We start from the raw sequence: 18,084 nt of genomic DNA on the forward strand, positions 1-18,084 counted from the left end.
CTATCAATATTAAAATAACAATTCTCACATAAAAACCTAACTTAATATATTAATTAAACTATCTGTCTTTTTACAACTTTTGCAAAAGGACAGATAGTTTATTCCATATCTTATCGTGGAAAGTCGATAGAGGCTATTGTTTTAATTATTATTTTTGACAGACTTTTATATTTTAATACTATTAGAATTTTTTAACCTATAAATCATTAACAAGACTTGATTTTAAATTATTTCTTCTACTCCCATTCAATCGTTGCAGGCGGTTTAGAGCTGATATCATAAACTACGCGGTTTATACCGTTAACTTCGTTAATAATGCGGCGAGAGATATTTTCAAGCAGATCATAAGGAAGTCTTGAAAAGCTAGCCGTCATACCGTCGCTCGCATCTACAACACGGATACAAACTGCGTTTTCATAAGTGCGGTTGTCACCCATTACGCCGACTGAATTTACATTTAGGAGTACGCAGAACGCTTGCCAAGTCTTGTTATACCAACCTGTTGATTTAAGCTCGTCACGAAGTATTACGTCAGCCTTGCGAAGAAGCTCAAGGCTAGGCGTATTTACCTCTCCCATTATACGTATGGCAAGTCCAGGACCAGGGAATGGATGACGGAAGACAAGATCACGAGATAAACCAAGTTCAAGTCCGAGTTGGCGCACCTCATCTTTAAAAATTTCTTTTAAAGGCTCAATTAGCTCAAAGCTCATCCAGTCAGGCAAGCCTCCTACATTATGATGGCTCTTTATGGTTTTGCCGGCACCAACGACAGAACTTTCAATAATATCAGTATACAGGGTGCCTTGGGCTAAGAATTTTACATTATCGTGTTTTTTGGCCTCTTTTTCAAAAATTTCTATGAAAGTTTCGCCTATTATTTTGCGTTTTCTCTCAGGATCGGTAACACCTGCGAGTCGATCGAGGAAAGTCTTGCTAGCATCGATACTTACGAGCTCTACGCCAAGCTTAGTTCTAAACGTAGCTTCAACTTGCTCTTTTTCTCCAGTTCTTAAAAGTCCGTTATCAACAAAGACAAGTATTACATTTTCAGGTATCGCATTAGCTAAAAGTGCTGCGGTTACAGAGCTATCCACGCCACCGCTTACAGCACAAAGAACCTTTTTATTTCCTACCTGCTCTTTTATCTTTGCGATTTGTATTTTAGCAAAACTTCCCATATTCCAGGTGCTTTCGCAACCGCAAATATACTTAGCGAAGTTCTTTAAAATTTGTGAGCCAAATTCGCTATGTTGCACCTCTGGATGAAATTGAAGTGCATAAATTTTGCGTTTATCGTCTCCAAATACGCAATAAGGCGAATTTTCGCTAATAGCAAGTGCCTCAAAGCCATTTGGAATATTTTTAACATAGTCGGCATGACTCATCCATACTATCTGTTTTTCAGGAGTTCCTGTGAATAAACCATGCTCTTTAATTATGCTAAGTTCAGCCTTGCCATACTCTTTTTGACTAGCCAATGCAACCTCTGCCTTATTTACATGAGCGATTAGCTGCATACCGTAGCAGATACCAAGGATAGGCACTTTTAGCTTAAAAACACCATCGTCGCAAAAGTAAGCATCGCTTGCATATACGCTTGCAGGACCACCGCTTAAAATGATGCCTTTTGGCTTTTTAGACTTGATATCTTCAAGCTTGGCATTAAATGGCAAAATTTCCGTATATACACCTTGCTCACGCAATCTGCGAGCTATCAACTGAGTGTATTGAGAACCGAAGTCTAAAACGATAATATCTGATGTAGTCATAAAAAATCCTAAAAATTTTATTTAATCGACCATAAAAATGGGCGACATAAACTCTTTTGTCGTAAAATCAAAACATAGCTAAAGCGCAAATGCTTAAAATTTATTAATTCTATCCGTCTTTCTTATACTTTCTTGGCTTTCGCCAGTATCATAAAATGGATTAGCCTTATATCCGCAACCGCTCAATAAAAAGATTAATAAAAAAGATGCTAAAATCCATTTATGAAAGATGCTAAATTTATTATAGGCCATATTCTAAATAATCCTTCGTATAAAGAGCTTAAAAGCCGTAGCGAGTGCTTGGAATTCACCAAACTACTTAGCTTAAACCATCAACGGCTAATAGCTTTTTGCTATGTTAAAAATAACATTTTATTTTTTGCCCTACTTCATCCGCTAGGACTTCAGGAGCTAAAACGAGATAATAATATAAGTATGATAAAAGGCTTATTAAAAATTTATTGCAGCGTTAATAAAGATAGTAAATTGGCTCAAATTTCGGATATAAAATTTTTCGTAACTAAAAATTTACGCTTCAAACAAGAATCAAAAATTTTACTTAAAATTGTAAATTTTGAAAAGTCCAAAGGGGAGTTTATAAATTTAGCTAAAAATCCCCAAATTCATGCCAAATTTGAAGCTATAAGAGAGAAAATAAAAGCGAATTTAGATGCTAATAGATGAAATTCGCTCACTTCCAAATAGTCCAGGGATCTACCAATATTTTGACAAATTTGGCAAGCTTCTTTATGTGGGCAAAGCAAAAAATTTAAAAAACCGAGTCAAAAGCTATTTTAGCTTCACGCCAACTCTTGCGCCTTCATTAAAAGCGGGTCCTAGAATCCATAAGATGATAAGCGAAACCGCCCATCTTGAGTATATAATAACTCCAAGCGAAGCTGACGCCCTAATCCTTGAAAACTCGTTTATAAAGCAACTTAAGCCAAAGTACAATATCTTGCTAAGAGATGATAAGACCTATCCTTATATCTACGTAAATTTGGATGATGAATTTCCAAGGTTTGACATCACGAGAAAGATAGTAAAAGGTAAAAATATCAAATATTTTGGACCATATTTTAGAGGAGGGAGGGAGCTTTTGGAGGCTTTGCAGATGAGCTTTAAACTGGTTCAAAGCAAGGCCGCGCTTAAGGCAAAAGGCTCATACTTGCCATATCAGATAGGATATTCAGAGGCTCCGCTTATAAGCAAAATTTCTCCAAATGAATATTCAAAAGTCGTAAATGCTGCAATATTAGCACTACAAAATCCAAATTCCTTAATAGCAAATTTAACAAATCTAATGACAAAATACGCCCAAAACGAAAACTACGAGCAGGCGGCAAAAATCAGAGACAAGATAAATGCCATAAAAGATCTGGATACCAAAATAGAAGTCGATCTGGCCAAACTTGAAGATTTTGAAGTGTTTGCGATAAATTCTTGCCAAAATATGATCTGTGCGGTTAGATTTAGCGTTCAAAATGGCAAAATAAGCGGAGTAAATCAAAATATTACAAATTTAAAAATGAATCTTGATAACGATACAAACGATGCTTACAAGCAAATCATCTTAGAGAGCTTTCCTGTTGATATGCCAGTAATTAGTTCTAAAATTTACACACTTGATAAATTTGAAGACTCGGGCTTAGTAGAGGAAATTTTAACCGCTAGGCATGGTAAAAAATTTAGCATATCTACACCTAAAATAGGCGAAAAAAAAAGAATTTGCGATATGGCGGGCAAAAATGCGGAAATTTCTATACAAAACTATCTCAAAACTCACGATAATGAACTTTTAAAAGAGATAAAAGAGTATTTTTCGTTTACTCATACTCCATATACTGTCGAAACCTTTGATAACTCGCATATGTTTGGCAAGGCTTGTGTCGGCGCTATGGTAAGGTTTGAACATGGAAATTTTATCAAAGACAAATACCGCCACGTCCATCTAGAAAGCAAAAACGACTATGATCAGATGCGAGAGATGCTCGTAGAAAGGGCTCTTAGGTTTGATAAAATTTCCGCTCCTGATCTTTGGATAATAGACGGAGGGCAGGCTTTACTAGATCTGGCTAATGAAATTTTAAAAAGTAGCGGAGCAAACGTCGATGTCATAGCAATTTCAAAAGAAAAAATAGACTCCAAAGCTCACCGTGCTAAGGGGGCTGCAAAGGATAAAATTTATACGAATTTAGGCTCATTTTTGCTTGCTACAAATGATAAAAAATTGCAGTTTTTTCAAAGACTTCGCGATGAGGCACACAGATTTGCCATAACGTTTCACCAAAAGACTAAAAAAAGAGAGGATATGGAGGCCTCAAGGCTGATACAAGCCGGAGTTTCTCAAGGAAGCATAGCCAAGCTCGTTAAATTTTATGGAAATTTTGAAAATATACTAAATGCAAATTTTGATGAGATAACTAAAATAACAAACAAAAGCGTTGCGGAAAAAATAGAGTTAATAAAAAATAGTATTAAAGATTAGGGTTTTAGCCTTTGAGGAAATTAAACCGCAAAGGCTAAATTTGTATAAATTTATTTTTTGCTATTTTTATCCTGAGGACTGTCGCCCTTAAACCAATTTATAACCTTATCAAATACGCTTTCATCGGCACTACTTTTGCCGTTTTCTATACCAAAGCTCTCTTGAAGCTTTTTAAGTATCTCTACTTGCTCATCGGTTAATTTACTAGGTGACTTTATAGAAATTTGAGCTATCAATCGCCCTACTTTTCTACTATTTACGCTTTTTATCCCCTCGCCTTCAAATACGAATTGTTGCTTATCTTTAGCGCCTATTGGTAGCTTTAGACCTGTTGATCCGTTAAGCGTAGGTATTTTGATAGTTTCTCCAAGAATCGCTTGAGTGAAAAATACAGGAATTTCTATGTATACGTCATTTCCGTTTCTGATAAAATGTTCATCCGGCTCAACCGATATACTCACATAAAGATCGCCTCTGCTTCCATCTACAGAAAGGTTGCCTTTGCCTGCCACTCTCATTCTCATGCCGTTATCTACGCCGGCTGGGATATTTATGGTGACGCTTTGCTTCTCCTCATCATAGCCTCTGCCTTCGCATTTACCGCAAATATCTTTTACGATTTCGCCGGTCCCGCTACAATATGGACACTCTTGAACAAAGCTCATAAAGCCTCTTTGCTGGCTTATTCGCCCTTTTCCTCCACAATGAGGACAAGGCTTATACGCACCGTCTTTTGAGCCTGTGCCTTTGCAACTTTGACAAGGTTTTTTAATGCTAAATTTTACTTCCTTTTCTACTCCAAAAACAGCCTCGTTAAACTCTATATTTACAGGGATTTCAAAATCAAGAGGATACTTATCAAGGCTTCTTTTTCTCCTGCGATCACCTCCAAAATCACCGCCAAAAAACGAGCTAAATATATCTCCTAGATCAAAATCAGCACTAAAGCCTCCGCCAAATCCTCCGGCACTACCCTCAAGTCCTGCCTTGCCGTATCTATCATAAATTCTACGCTTCTCCTCATCGCCTAATACCTGATAGGCCTCATTTACTAGCTTAAATTTCTCTTCGGCCTCTTTATCTCCCTGATTTCTATCCGGGTGATATTTAAGCGCAAGTTTTCTAAATGCTTTTTTTATTGTTTCGGAGTCGCTTGTTCTACTGATCTCTAGAATTTCATAATAATTAATCTCCAAAAATTCTCCTAATTTTTTTAATTTTAAAAATAGATTTTATCCTATTGAAGCTAAAATTTAAATTTTAATTTACAAATAGCAAAACTAGGCGCTAAAAGCTATTTGTCATATAATTTAACAATTTTTAGTTATAATAAGCACCAAATCAACACAGAAAGGTTCATAATGATTAACGTTTTGATGATCGAAGACGATCCAGAATTTGCTCAAATTCTATCAGAATACTTAGATAATTTTAATATAAAAGTCACCAACTACGAAGATCCTTACCTTGGACTAAGCGCAGGCATTAAAAATTATGATTTACTAATTTTAGATCTTACGCTACCTGGCATAGACGGACTTGAGGTATGCAAAGAGATTCGCGAAAAATACGATATACCTATTATTATTTCATCGGCCAGAAGCGATATAAGCGATAAGGTCGTAGGACTTCAAATAGGAGCTGATGACTACCTTCCAAAGCCTTACGATCCAAAAGAGATGCACGCTAGAATAATGAGTCTAATTAGAAGATATAAAAAATCTAATGAAAACGTAGAAGAGGTGGCGGATTCGGCCTTTAGAATAGACGAAAAAAGGCATGAAATTTATTACAATAACGAGGCATTAACACTAACTCCTGCCGAATATGAAATTTTAACCTATCTCATCAAGCAACATAGCTTCTCAGTATCAAGAGAGCAACTTGTCTATAATTGCAAAAGCTTAAAAGACAAGGATTCAAAGAGCTTAGACGTAATTATAGGAAGACTGAGAACCAAGATAGGGGATAACTCAAAAAATCCAAGGCACATATTCTCGGTTCGCGGTATAGGCTATAAGCTAATAGGATGATAAGATACTCTATCACCACTAAAATCACCGTAGTATTCGTAATCGCGTTTTCGCTTGTTTGTATGTTGCTATTTACATTTGGCAACATACAGCTTAATAATATGCTAGAAAAGGTCAAAGACAAGCAAGTAAGCGCAATAAATTACCTTATTACGCTATATGAAAAATCAAATCCGCCAAGCGATTTATCGCACTATTTTAAAAATTTTGGACTATCTTACATAGATAATAAAAATTTAGTCACAGAGATAGTAAATAACGGACATCCGGTATTTGCTAAACAAACTCCTTTAGGGCTTATACAGTCAATTCACTACAGAGATAATCTATTTTTACAGATAAAAAATCCGGCATTTCAAATTTTGCTTGAAAGCAACGATGCAAAAAACATAAACGATCCGCTTTGGATAGGATTTTTTATTACGGTAACACTACTTGTATCACTATATATCTCTGTTATAAACTCTCTTGCTCCACTTAAAAAGCTCAGTAAAGATATACGTAAATTTGCTAGCGGCAATATGGAGGTAGAGCTATCCGCAAAGACTGCGCAAGCTGATGATGAAATTTCGCGTGTAGCAATTGAATTTGATAACGCGGCAGCCAAGATAAGAGAGCTTATAAAATCTAGACAATTATTTTTACGAACAATAATGCACGAGCTAAAAACCCCAATAGGCAAAGGCAGAATAGTAGCCGAAATGGTTCAAAACGAAACTCAAAAAAATCGTCTTATAACTATCTTTGAAAAGCTTGACATGCTAATAAACGAATTTGCAAAAATAGAGCAACTACTCTCAAAAAGCTATGCACTAAACTATCAAGAGTGCTTCTTTTCTATAATAATGGAGCAGGTCAGAGATATGCTTATGCTTGATAAATTTGAAGAGAGAGTTATTTGTGACTTTAATGATGATATGCTTTTGAGAGTTGATTTTCAGCTATTTGCTTTAGCGGTTAAAAATTTGGTAGATAACGCCCTCAAATATGCTGATGATAAAAAAGCCCAGGTAATCTGCACTAAAAATGAAATTTATATTAAAAATTTAGGCAAGCCTCTTGAAAAACCTATAGAATACTACATGCAGGCCTTTATAAGAGAAAAAAATAGCAATAGCGCAGGAATGGGGCTTGGACTTTATATCATAGATCATATATGTCAAATGCACAAATTTAACTTATCTTATTCTTATGAAGATGGATATCATATATTTTGCATCAATACAAAACCCAAGGTAGCCGCTTGAGAAAAGGACTTGAGAAATTTAACGAGCTTATAGCAGCTTTCGAAAAGCTTCCAGGAGTTGGCAAAAAATCAGCCCAAAGATTTGCTTATCATGTTTGTTTAGGAGATAGTTTCGGAGGACTTAAGCTAGCTCAAAGTATAGAAGATGCGGTTAGATTTACTAAGAAATGTCAAATTTGTGGCGGACTTAGCGAAGATGAAATTTGTGATATTTGTAGCGATGAAACGAGAGATAGAGCATTACTAGCAGTGGTAGAAAATCCAAAAGACATCTTAATACTTGAACAAAATGGAATCTATTCAGGGCTTTACTTCGTGCTTGAAGAGCTTACCCCAAAAATCATAGAAGATTTAAAAAACTGCATTATGCAAAATGGCACGGAGGAGATTATATTTGCACTAACTCCAAATATAAACAGCGATGCGTTGATAATTTTCATAGAGGATCAACTTAAAAATTTAGATGTAAAATTTAGCAAGATCGCTCAAGGTGTGCCTACAGGTGTAAGTTTAGAAAATATCGATCTACTCTCGCTTATGAAAGCTATTGAGAGTAGAACGAAAATATAACCTTAAAGCTTATCGCCTAAAATTAATTATTTAGAAGCCTTTTGAATATAGGCAAATTCAGATATCTTGGTCCACTCTCTAGCCTTTGCTAAAAACGATCTTTGAGAGTCTAAAATCTCTTTAAATAGCGGGTCTTTAGCAGCTTCTTGATCCAAAATTTCATTTGCGGCATTTTTAAGAGCGGCCATAACATCATCAGGGAAAGACTTAATCTCTATTCCAGGGAATTCTGATTTCATCTTGCTCCAAAAGTTGATATTATCAAAATAAGCTTTTGCATAAAGCTCACTTGCAACCCTACTAGAAGCAGTCTCTATGATTGCCTTTAAATCGTTTGGAAGCTTCTCGTAAACCTTTTTATTTACAAAAAACTGAGTTTGTGCGCTTGGCTCTTGCCATCCAGTATAGTAGTATTTTGCTACCTTATGAAATCCAAGACCCATATCAAACGCAGGGCTTACCCACTCTACAGCATCTATAGTACCCATTTCAAGAGCCATGTATAGTTCACCTGTAGGAATAGTATTGATAATAGAGCCTATTTTAGCCATTACCTCGCCACCAAATCCAGGAATTCTTACCTTAAGACCCTTTAGATCATCTACACTTTTTATCTCTTTTTTAAACCAGCCGCCCATCTGAGTGCCGGTGTCGCCTGCGCTAAATACTTTGATATTGTGCTTATCATAAACCTTCGCCTCAAGCTCTTTTCCACCACCAAATTCATACCAAGCATGAAGCTCAGCAGGAGTCATACCAAAAGGTAGAGCCGTAAAAAACATAGTCTTAGGATCTTTTCCCTTATAGTAATAAGATGCCGTATAGCCAAGATCATATTGACCGCTTTTTACAAAATCAAGAATACCAAAAGATGACTTATGTTTAGACGGATAGTCAATTCTAATCTCTATCCTGCCACCTGACATATCCTCAACATATGTTTTAAAATTCTTTACGGCATCACCTAAAACAGGTGTTGTGCCCTCCCATGTGCTTGCAAGCTTTAGCTTGTGCTTCTTGCCGTCATTAGCAAACGCAAATGTAGAAACCAACATAGCCATTAAAATAGCCAAAATTTTTCTCATCCACTCTCCTTGAAATTAAATTTTTTGCATTATACTTTTAGAAATTTAAAGTGGCTTTAAAATTACAAATTTAAAAAACACCAAAGATATAAGATGTATATAAATACTACATTTGAGTTTGAAATGTATCCTATTTGTATCCAATTTTTGATAGAATACGAGAAATTTAATAAGGAATATTATGATAAAAAAGACAAAAATTTTAGCCACCATAGGTCCTGCAAGCGAAGGTGAAGAGATAATCGAAAATCTAGTTAAAGCTGGCGTAAATGCCTTTAGACTAAATTTTAGCCACGGCACACACGATTATCATAAGGCAAACATAGAAAAAATAAGAAGAGTCGAAGAGAAGCTAAACTACAGGGTAGGCATTTTTCAGGATATCTGCGGTCCAAAAATAAGAATAGGCAAGCTAGATAAACCCTTTGAGCTTAAATCAGGAGATATTATAGAGGTTCACTCCGGCGAAATAATAGGTGGGCAAATTTCACCAAATCGCTATAAACTTAGCATAAATCAACCTCAAATTTTACCTATGCTAAAAGAAGGCGAATACATCTACTTATATGATGGCTCAATACGCACAAAAGTTATAAAAAGCGGAAATGATGTAGTTGAAACAGTTGTTGAAAATGATGGTTTCTTAAACTCAAACAAGGGAGTAAATTTCCCAAATACAAAGATCAATATTGATGTAATCACAGAAAAAGACCTAAAAGATATGGAATTTGGAGCCAAAAACGGAGTAAATTTCGTAGCAATCTCATTTGTGCAAAACGCCAATGACATCTTAAAGGCGAGAGAAATTTTAAAATCATTCGGCTCAAAAGCTAAAATTTATGCCAAGATAGAGAAATTTGATGCTGTTGAAAACATTGATGAGATTATAAGAGTAAGCGACGGTATAATGGTAGCTCGAGGGGACTTGGGCATAGAAGTGCCTTATTACAGAGTTCCTACAATTCAAAAGCTAATTATAAAAAAAGCGAATGAAGCCTCAAAGCCAGTCATAACGGCAACACAAATGATGCTAAGTATGGCAGAACACGAAACTGCAACAAGAGCTGAGATAAGCGACGTAGCAAATGCTGTCTTAGATGGAACAGATGCTGTGATGTTAAGCGAAGAGAGCGCTATAGGCAAAAATCCTGTCGCGGTCGTAGAGGCGATGAGAAATACGATAGTGCAGGTTCAGCAAATTTATCCTTTTAATAAATTTGATCAATTTGGCTACTTCGACGAGACAGATATGGTGGCTTCAAGCACCACTCGCCTTGCTTCGCAATTAAAAGTTGATGCGATATTATCCGTAACCGGATCTGGAAAATCGGCTATAAAAATGGCAAGATATAGACCAAACATTGATATTATAGCAATTACTCACGATGAAGAGACTGCACACTCACTCACTCTTGCATGGGGGGTAATGCCGGCCTTTACGGTTAAGCTTGAGATGCTAAACATGATAATCGCAAATACGACAAAAAAAGCTCACAAACTAGGATATATAGATCACGATAAAACCTATATAATGACTGCCGGATACCCTGCCGGAATAGAGGGTAGCACAAATATGATACGTATCTTGAAGCGCGACCAGATAGACTACTATCTAAATATAGCCGACGATAATAGCTAAATAAATTTCTCTTTGCTAATGTGAAGTTGGCAAAGAGAGGATAAATTAAAGACTAAAAGCCTCTCTCATATGGTTTTCTATAGTTTTTTCATCCAGTGAATTTGAATAAAATAGATTTAGTGCTAAAACAGCCTGATGAAGCAACATATCAGAGCCATTTTTGCAGATAGCTCCATTTAAAATAGCCATATTTAAAAATGGAGTAGGTCTATTATATATGACATCAAAAGCAAATTTCGCCCTCTTTAATAAAGGCTCTAAAATTTCAATCGGAGCAGGTAAACTATCATCATTTAAGCCCACAGGAGTTGTGTTTGCAACCAACTGAAATTCACCCCCTATAAAAGTATCCCAGCTGAAATTTTTAAATTCACCAAAATTTTCAAGCCTTAATTTGCTTCTATTTAAGATAGTGACACTGGCTCCTGAATTTTTAAGTGCATAGGCTATTGCTTTTGCAGTTCCTCCTGCGCCCAAAACAATGGCTGTTTTAATACTGCCAAATTTTTCAATCGATCGAATAAATCCGGGAGCATCGGTATTGTAGCCGTAAATTTGATCGTTTTTAAGTACTATTGTATTGATAGAGCCTATCTTTAGAGCATTTTCTTCTACCACGTCGCATTGATTAAGAGCTATCTCTTTGTGTGGAATTGTGATATTTGCACCACTTAACTTAAGACTTTTAAATTTGGAAACCAAGCTATTTCCATCTTCAAGCAAAACCCTAGTATAAAATCCATCAAGACCCATTCTCTCCAAAGCTAAATTATGAAGCCTTGGAGAGATGGAGTGCTTTATAGGATTACCAAAAACTGCAAAAAATCGCATTATTTAATATTAACTACAAACGCACCACTTGCGATATTTTTTCTTATATTGGCAAGCTCTGTTGATAGATGTGAGCCACTAAATGGCCCTATTAGAACCTTTATAACCTTTCCACCTTTAATATCTGCCTCATAGAGCTTATACGTATATCCATTTGCTTTTATTTTTTTAATTTCAGACACATTTTCATTAAATTTTTTCACAGAAAAAACTTGAACATAGCTTCCACTTGCAAGTCCTTGAGATTTTACAGTAGAGTTTTGAATGTCTTTTTTAACACTCTCTTTTGGAGACTGTGGAGGTTTTTTATCCTCTTTTGGTTTTACTACTTTTACTTTTTGCTCACTCTTCTTTGGCTCTACCTGTTTAACCTCTACCTTTGGCTTCTCCACACTCTTTGGAGGTGTTACATTTTCTGTAGTAGCAGGAGGATTTGCTGATTTGCTTTGTGCTACAGCTTGTTCTTGCTTCTTAACCTCTTTTTCCTTGAGTGTTTTAACCATATCTTCAAAGCTTTCTTGTCCTTTGTTTTCAGGTATTATAGGCACCTGCTGAAATAGGCTATCATTCTTCTGGCTATCCGAGACGGAATTTGACTGAGTATTTGGTTGAATATCTTTCTCGGCGGTATTTTGCGCCTCATCTTTGGCGATCGTCTGAGGAATAGTTTGTTTGGTTGTATCTGGCTCAGGCGGAAGAATAAGTCTGGAGTCAGGTTGAGAAATTTGATTTCCACTATCACTAGTATTTAAAATTTTCATAACTATCAAAACAGTTAAAAACAAAATAGTAAATGTGGCAATTAGTATAAGAATTTTCTTAAAACTTCTACCTTTTTTATCCTCTTCTTTTTCCAGCATGATATCTCTTAATTCATTGTATTCCATTTTCACTCCTTACATATGCTTTGACCACGATGCCCCGCGCTCTTTTTGATAGACCTTATAAGGCAAAGTAAGTATATTAAACTCTCTTGGAAGATCAAGAGTAGGAAACACTCTCCACTCTTTAACCAAACGCTGAGAGAGTAACAAAGAGAGTTTATTGGCCAGCTGGTATCCCTCATTTAATGTCGTATGCCCTTTATGAATATAAAGATGCAGATGCCCTGGCGTCTTAGTCTCATAAGCTGTAAAATTTATATATCCCTCTTCTCTAAGCAATAATTGTGCCCTATGCCAAAACCTATCTGGCATCCTGCCATTATAATCAAATACAATATTTTCAACTTTATCAGTTGCACTTATTAAAGAGTGAGCGACCACTATCTTGCCTTCGGCATGATCTTTTATAACTTTATAGTTTAAAGGCTCATCAACTCTTTCAAATTTATTGAAAAACACTCTGCCTTTATACTCAATCTTATTTACTATACTATCGCGCTTTATATAGTAATGATTAGTAATCATCTTAATAAGAGCGGTGTCAATGCTTTGCATTAAAATGTCGCTCTATCATAAATTATAAATTTGCTCGCAAGTTCTTTTAACTCGGCTTTTATTTTAGCTTGAACGGATGCATTATTAATATCATCCAGTACATCCGCGATTTTATTAGCAATTATCTCAAATTCGGCCTCTTTCATACCGCGCGCTGTTAACGCAGGGCTTCCTACGCGTATACCGCTTGTTACAAAAGGACTCCTTGTCTCGCCAGGAACAGTATTTTTATTTACTGTAATTCCAGCATTTCCAAGAGCTATATCTGCGTCTTTTCCACTAAATTCCTTATTCAAAAAGCTCATTAAAATAAGGTGATTATCAGTTCCGCCACTTACTAGGTCGTATCCCCTAGAGAGCAATACTTCTGCTAGTTTTTTAGCATTAACCTTAACCTGTTTTGCATAAACTTTCCATTCTGGCGATAGATTATGTTTAAAGCCAACAGCCTTACCAGCTATCACATGAACCAATGGACCGCCTTGAATTCCTGGGAATATAGAAGAGTTTATTTTCTTGGCATACTCCTCATTATTTGTCATAATAATTCCACCTCTTGGGCCACGAAGAGTCTTGTGCGTAGTAGAACTTACGACATCACAATGCGGGAATGGATTTTGATGCTCGCCGGCAACCACAAGACCTGCGATATGAGCTACATCTGCGAACAGTATCGCACCAACCTCATCGGCTATATCTCTAAATCTTTTAAACTCAATCTCTCTTGTATAAGCACTAGCACCGCATACTATCAATTTTGGCTTCACTATTTTAGCAATATCTAAAACCCTATCATAGTTTATACGTCCATCAAGTTCAACACCATAAAAAAAGCTCTCATACATCTTGCCTGAGCTACTTACCTTAGAGCCATGAGTTAAGTGTCCTCCATGACTTAGATCCATACCTAAAATTTTATCTCCGGGATTTAAAAGTGCACCGTATACCCCCTGATTCGCCTGTGAGCCGGAATTAGGCTGAACGTTTGCAAACTCGCAACCAAAAAGCTCTTTGCATCTATCTATTGCGATTTGCTCGATCCGATCGACAAATTCACAACCACCGTAGTAGCGCTTGCCAGGATATCCTTCTGCATATTTGTTTGTAAGAATAGAGCCCATTACTTCCATTACTTCAGGATAAGTAAAATTCTCACTAGCGATCATCTCAAGGTGATCGCACTGTCTTATAAGCTCAAGCTCGGTCAAGTCAAATATAGCTTTATCAAAATCTTTTAAACTCATTTTAATTCTCCTTAATTTCTGTTTTAAGTGGCCTCATAGCAGGGAATAATACTACATCTCTAATCGATTTTTTATTAGTAAGAAGCATCACAAGCCTATCTATACCGATACCCTGTCCAGCTGTTGGAGGCATAGCATATCCAAGAGCCTTTACATAATCCTCATCCATCTCGTGAGCCTCGTCGTCTCCGGCATCTTTTGCTTCAATTTGAGAAGCAAAGCGATTGTATTGATCTATAGGATCATTTAACTCGTTAAATCCATTAGCTATCTCACGTCCTGCGATAAATAACTCAAATCTCTCCGCGACATTTGGATTACTATCGCTTCTTCTTGATAGAGGGCTTATTTCTATAGGAAAATCCATAACAAAAGTAGGATTTATCAGTCTTGCTTCTACATAGTTGTCAAAAAGCTCAGCTTGAAGATGCCCTAAGCTAAGCTTTTCATTAGCCTCAAATCCATCCTCTCTTAATTTAGCCAAAATTTTATACTTATCTTCTACAATATCAGGAGAAATCCTACCTATCTCAATAATAGCCTTTTTGTAATTTATTCTCGTAAAAGGTCTTGAAAAATCAATTTTTAACCCATCATACTCTACAATTTTTTCCATATCAAGCTTATCAAAAAGAACACCGAAAAGCTCTTCTGTTAGTCCCATTAAATCATGATATGTATGATATGCCCAGTAAAATTCAATACTTGTAAACTCAGGATTGTGCGTAAGATCCATGCCTTCGTTTCTAAAGTTTCTGTTCATCTCATATACAGCTTCAAAACCACCTACTATCAGACGTTTTAAATAAAGTTCTGGTGCAATTCTAAGATATCTATCTACACCTAAAGAGTTATGAAAGGTCACGAAAGGCTTTGCATTAGCACCGCCTGGAATCGGGTGCATCATAGGAGTTTCGACCTCCAAAAACCCTTTATCTTCAAAAAATCTTCTAATGGTGCTGATAATTATGGAACGCTTTTTAAAATCATTTCTAACATCGGGATTCATAATCATATCAAGGTATCTTTGGCGATATCTAGTCTCTATATCAACTAATCCGTGATACTTTTCAGGAAGAGGACAGATTGCTTTAGATGCTAGCTTTAGCTCGCTTACATACATAGAGAACTCACCAGTTCTAGTTATAAACGCATATCCTCTTACAAAGATTATATCTCCGACCTCTATCTTTTTTTTAACTACCTTAAACCACTCTTCGTCAAGAGTTTTATTGCTAAAATAAATTTGTAAATTTCCATCTTCATCTTCAATATTGGCAAATATAGCCTTACCAGCGTCTCGTATCAGCTTTATGCGTCCGGCCAAGCTAACAAATTGACCCTCGGCATTCTTGCTTTCAGTATCTTTTATATGAGAAAATTTTAATCTAAATTTTGAGATATCCATATCACGTCTTAAAAAATGAGGATACGGACTTATCCCTATTTGCCTTAGTTCGTCGGCAGTTTGTAGCCTTTGAATTTCCAATTGGTTTTCAAATATCACTTTATTATTCCTTAGTATTTAAGCTTTTTTATTACATTCCTTACAGATTCCATAAAGTTGCATCATATGACCTGTTAATTTAAACCCATGCTCTTTTGCTATATTGGATTGCCTTTTTTCTATCATAGGATCTTCAAATTCTATGATTATGCCACAACGTCTACATATCATATGGTCGTGATGAGGCTTGGTGGCAAGCTCAAATTTTTTACCCTGAGAACCAAAACTTATAGATGTTACCATTTCTGATTCTTCTAGTAAATTTAAGGTTCTATAAACTGTAGCTATTCCTATGTTTAGTTCAGGATGAGCCTCTTTTATAAACAAATACAGCTTCTCCGGAGTAAAATGCTCGTCGTTATTGTAAAGGGTCTTTAACAAAATTTCTCGCTGCTGTGTATATTTAAGCCCATTATCTTTCAAAACTTTCTTAAATTTCTCAAGAAGAGCATCGTATTCTAAATTTTCAATCATTGTTACTACTCCTTCCTTGTATTATTTTGATCTTCGATAATAATAGCACTTTGCATGGTTTTATTATCTTCGAATTTGATACTATTATCTTGCGTGGTTGTATTATCCTCAATTTGAATCATATTATTTTTCATTTTATCGATAGGCGTTTGGATTCTCTCTTCTATACTTTTTTTTACACTATTTACATCTATATTCATTATCCATTTTCCAGCAGTTAAAAGAATAGGATATAGCTTACTATCTTTAAAGTATGGCTCGATTTTACTATTTAAAGCATGGATGTTTGAGACGGTTACCACTAAAACAGAAAAAATAAGGAAAATTTTTAAACTTCCCATTAAAAATCCGCCTACTCTATCTAAAAAACCAAGACCACTTAATCCCGCAAGTTTTGCTAAAAACATTCCAATACCGACACAAGTAATCCAAAAGACGATAAGGATTGATAAAAAACCTGCGAAAAATAGTATAGAATCACCTTCTATTTTATAGACATTGTCACTTATGATTTTACCTGCATCGCTAGCAAATCTACTAGCTACAACTATTCCGCCTATTAGTCCTAATAGTCCAAAGACCTCTCTTATTAGTCCATTTATTATGCCTTTAATGCCTAAAATCAAGACCGCAGCTAATATGCCAATATCAAAAATTGTTACGAAATCCATTTTACATTCCTATTAAATTTCCAAGCTCCTGCTGAGCTGTTGAGTATCTCATAGCCATCTCTTTTGTGATAAGCTTATTTTGAATAGCCTTCATAAGAGATTGTGTCTGTGTAGTCATTCCTGTTGACTGCTGATTAAGTTGCATTTGAGAGTAAATTTGATGCACCTTATTCTCTCTTATCAAGTTTGCAATAGCAGGATTGTTTATTAAAATTTCATGAACAGCCAAACGACCTCCACCATTTTTTGGAAGCAGGCTTTGTGAAATTACTGCAGTAAGAGATACTGAGAGCATATTTCTAACCTGCAGCTGTTCTCCACCCTCAAAGCTATCTATAATACGGTTAATAGTCTGAAGAGCCGAATTTGTATGAAGTGTAGCAAAGACAAGGTGTCCAGTTTCTGCTGCAGTAATAGCAGTAGATATGGTCTCTCTATCTCTCATCTCACCAACAAGTATAATATCTGGGTCTTCACGTAACGAATATTTAAGAGCTCTTGCATAAGAGTGTGTATCCGTGCCTATATTTCTATGGGAAAATAAAGATTTTTTATTCTGATGAACGAATTCTACCGGATCTTCAATCGTAATAACATGTTTTCTTTCATTTAAATTTATCTCATTTAGCATAGCAGCGAGAGTAGTTGATTTACCACTTCCCGTAGGTCCTGTAACAAGTATCATTCCCTTTTCGCGTTTTACAATCTCCTTAAAAATACTAGGAGTCTTTAGATCATCAAGAGATGGGATTTCGGTAGGTATTATACGAAATGCCGCAGCTAAATCACCATTCATAGTATAGTAGTAGTTACCTCTAAAGCGACCTATATTCGGAAGTTCTATCGCAAAGTCAAGCTCTCTATTCTCTTCAAGCTCACTCTTTTGTGCATCGGTAACAAGGGCATAGCATATATCTTGTATGTCATGACCGCTTAAAATTCCGAGCTCAAGAGGACGCAAAGTGCCATCTATTCTTATTTGAGGTTCACTTCTTGATACAAGATGAAGGTCGCTTGCTTTATTGTGAACAACAGTCCTAAGCAGAGCTTCAAGGCTTATATTGCTATCGCTATACTTTTGCATC

At 35.9% G+C, this 18,084-nt stretch carries 17 protein-coding genes; 6 read left to right on the forward strand and 11 right to left on the reverse strand.

Annotation, left to right across the window (positions count from 1 at the left end; all coding sequences use genetic code 11):
- Positions 1 to 236: 236 nt before the first annotated feature.
- The gene (gene guaA / locus CDOM16190_RS01500) at positions 237 to 1,772 is read right to left on the reverse strand and encodes a glutamine-hydrolyzing GMP synthase (protein WP_170018585.1); all 1,536 of its coding nucleotides are present in this window, start codon (positions 1,770 to 1,772) and stop codon (positions 237 to 239) included.
- 222 nt (positions 1,773 to 1,994) lie between these two features.
- On the opposite strand from guaA, the gene CDOM16190_RS01505 reads away from it, so the two are divergent.
- Positions 1,995 to 2,456, forward strand: a complete 462-nt coding sequence (locus CDOM16190_RS01505; RefSeq protein ID WP_170018586.1) for a hypothetical protein — start codon at positions 1,995 to 1,997, stop codon at positions 2,454 to 2,456.
- The gene (gene uvrC / locus CDOM16190_RS01510; RefSeq protein ID WP_170018587.1) at positions 2,443 to 4,260 is read left to right on the forward strand and encodes an excinuclease ABC subunit UvrC; all 1,818 of its coding nucleotides are present in this window, start codon (positions 2,443 to 2,445) and stop codon (positions 4,258 to 4,260) included. The genes CDOM16190_RS01505 and uvrC overlap by 14 nt, the downstream gene beginning before the upstream one ends.
- 50 nt (positions 4,261 to 4,310) lie before the next feature.
- Here the strand turns inward: uvrC and dnaJ are convergent, their stop codons facing one another.
- Positions 4,311 to 5,456, reverse strand: a complete 1,146-nt coding sequence (gene dnaJ, locus CDOM16190_RS01515; protein WP_170018588.1) for a molecular chaperone DnaJ — start codon at positions 5,454 to 5,456, stop codon at positions 4,311 to 4,313.
- A 165-nt stretch (positions 5,457 to 5,621) separates the two neighbouring features.
- Here dnaJ and CDOM16190_RS01520 point away from each other — a divergent pair, with 165 nt between their 5' ends.
- From CDOM16190_RS01520 to recR, 3 genes are read left to right on the forward strand one after another with little or no spacing between them, the layout of a single operon-like run.
- Positions 5,622 to 6,293 (forward strand): response regulator transcription factor, encoded by a 672-nt coding sequence (locus CDOM16190_RS01520; protein WP_170018589.1) that lies wholly within the window; start codon positions 5,622 to 5,624, stop codon positions 6,291 to 6,293.
- Complete coding sequence (locus CDOM16190_RS01525; protein ID WP_170018672.1) at positions 6,293 to 7,540, forward strand: ArsS family sensor histidine kinase; 1,248 nt, start codon at positions 6,293 to 6,295, stop codon at positions 7,538 to 7,540. Before CDOM16190_RS01520 ends, CDOM16190_RS01525 begins: the two co-directional genes overlap by 1 nt.
- Entirely contained in the window at positions 7,537 to 8,109 is a 573-nt protein-coding gene (recR, locus tag CDOM16190_RS01530) for a recombination mediator RecR (RefSeq protein ID WP_170018590.1), read from the forward strand. The genes CDOM16190_RS01525 and recR overlap by 4 nt, the downstream gene beginning before the upstream one ends.
- A 26-nt stretch (positions 8,110 to 8,135) precedes the next feature.
- Here recR and CDOM16190_RS01535 read toward each other — a convergent pair whose 3' ends face one another.
- Positions 8,136 to 9,194: a TRAP transporter substrate-binding protein gene (locus CDOM16190_RS01535; RefSeq protein ID WP_169974323.1), complete on the reverse strand. Its 1,059-nt coding sequence runs from the start codon at positions 9,192 to 9,194 to the stop codon at positions 8,136 to 8,138.
- Positions 9,195 to 9,375: 181 nt separating this feature from the next.
- Between CDOM16190_RS01535 and pyk the strand changes: the two genes are divergently transcribed.
- Positions 9,376 to 10,833: a pyruvate kinase gene (gene pyk, locus CDOM16190_RS01540; protein ID WP_170018591.1), complete on the forward strand. Its 1,458-nt coding sequence runs from the start codon at positions 9,376 to 9,378 to the stop codon at positions 10,831 to 10,833.
- 45 nt (positions 10,834 to 10,878) lie between these two features.
- Here pyk and CDOM16190_RS01545 read toward each other — a convergent pair whose 3' ends face one another.
- The 8 genes from CDOM16190_RS01545 to CDOM16190_RS01580 are packed head-to-tail and all read right to left on the reverse strand — an operon-like array spanning position 10,879 to position 18,083.
- Positions 10,879 to 11,664, reverse strand: a complete 786-nt coding sequence (locus CDOM16190_RS01545) for a shikimate dehydrogenase (RefSeq protein ID WP_170018592.1) — start codon at positions 11,662 to 11,664, stop codon at positions 10,879 to 10,881.
- Positions 11,664 to 12,551: an SPOR domain-containing protein gene (locus tag CDOM16190_RS01550; RefSeq protein ID WP_170018593.1), complete on the reverse strand. Its 888-nt coding sequence runs from the start codon at positions 12,549 to 12,551 to the stop codon at positions 11,664 to 11,666. The genes CDOM16190_RS01545 and CDOM16190_RS01550 overlap by 1 nt, the downstream gene beginning before the upstream one ends.
- 9 nt (positions 12,552 to 12,560) lie before the next feature.
- Complete coding sequence (locus CDOM16190_RS01555) at positions 12,561 to 13,103, reverse strand: DUF1882 domain-containing protein (protein ID WP_170018594.1); 543 nt, start codon at positions 13,101 to 13,103, stop codon at positions 12,561 to 12,563.
- Positions 13,103 to 14,347 carry a serine hydroxymethyltransferase gene (locus tag CDOM16190_RS01560; protein ID WP_170018595.1) on the reverse strand — a complete coding sequence of 415 codons (1,245 nt, stop codon included), beginning with the start codon at positions 14,345 to 14,347 and terminating at the stop codon, positions 13,103 to 13,105. The genes CDOM16190_RS01555 and CDOM16190_RS01560 overlap by 1 nt, the downstream gene beginning before the upstream one ends.
- Before the next feature lies 1 nt (position 14,348).
- Complete coding sequence (gene lysS / locus CDOM16190_RS01565; protein ID WP_349644370.1) at positions 14,349 to 15,851, reverse strand: lysine--tRNA ligase; 1,503 nt, start codon at positions 15,849 to 15,851, stop codon at positions 14,349 to 14,351.
- A gap of 21 nt (positions 15,852 to 15,872) precedes the next feature.
- Entirely contained in the window at positions 15,873 to 16,328 is a 456-nt protein-coding gene (locus CDOM16190_RS01570) for a Fur family transcriptional regulator (protein ID WP_169974337.1), read from the reverse strand.
- 5 nt (positions 16,329 to 16,333) lie between these two features.
- Positions 16,334 to 16,999, reverse strand: coding sequence for a CvpA family protein (locus CDOM16190_RS01575; protein ID WP_169974339.1), 666 nt, complete (start codon positions 16,997 to 16,999; stop codon positions 16,334 to 16,336).
- Between the two features lies 1 nt (position 17,000).
- Positions 17,001 to 18,083, reverse strand: coding sequence for a type IV pilus twitching motility protein PilT (locus CDOM16190_RS01580; protein ID WP_170018597.1), 1,083 nt, complete (start codon positions 18,081 to 18,083; stop codon positions 17,001 to 17,003).
- Position 18,084: the final 1 nt, after the last annotated feature.

The organism is Campylobacter sp. RM16190, from assembly GCF_012978835.1.
Taxonomy (GTDB): domain Bacteria; phylum Campylobacterota; class Campylobacteria; order Campylobacterales; family Campylobacteraceae; genus Campylobacter_A.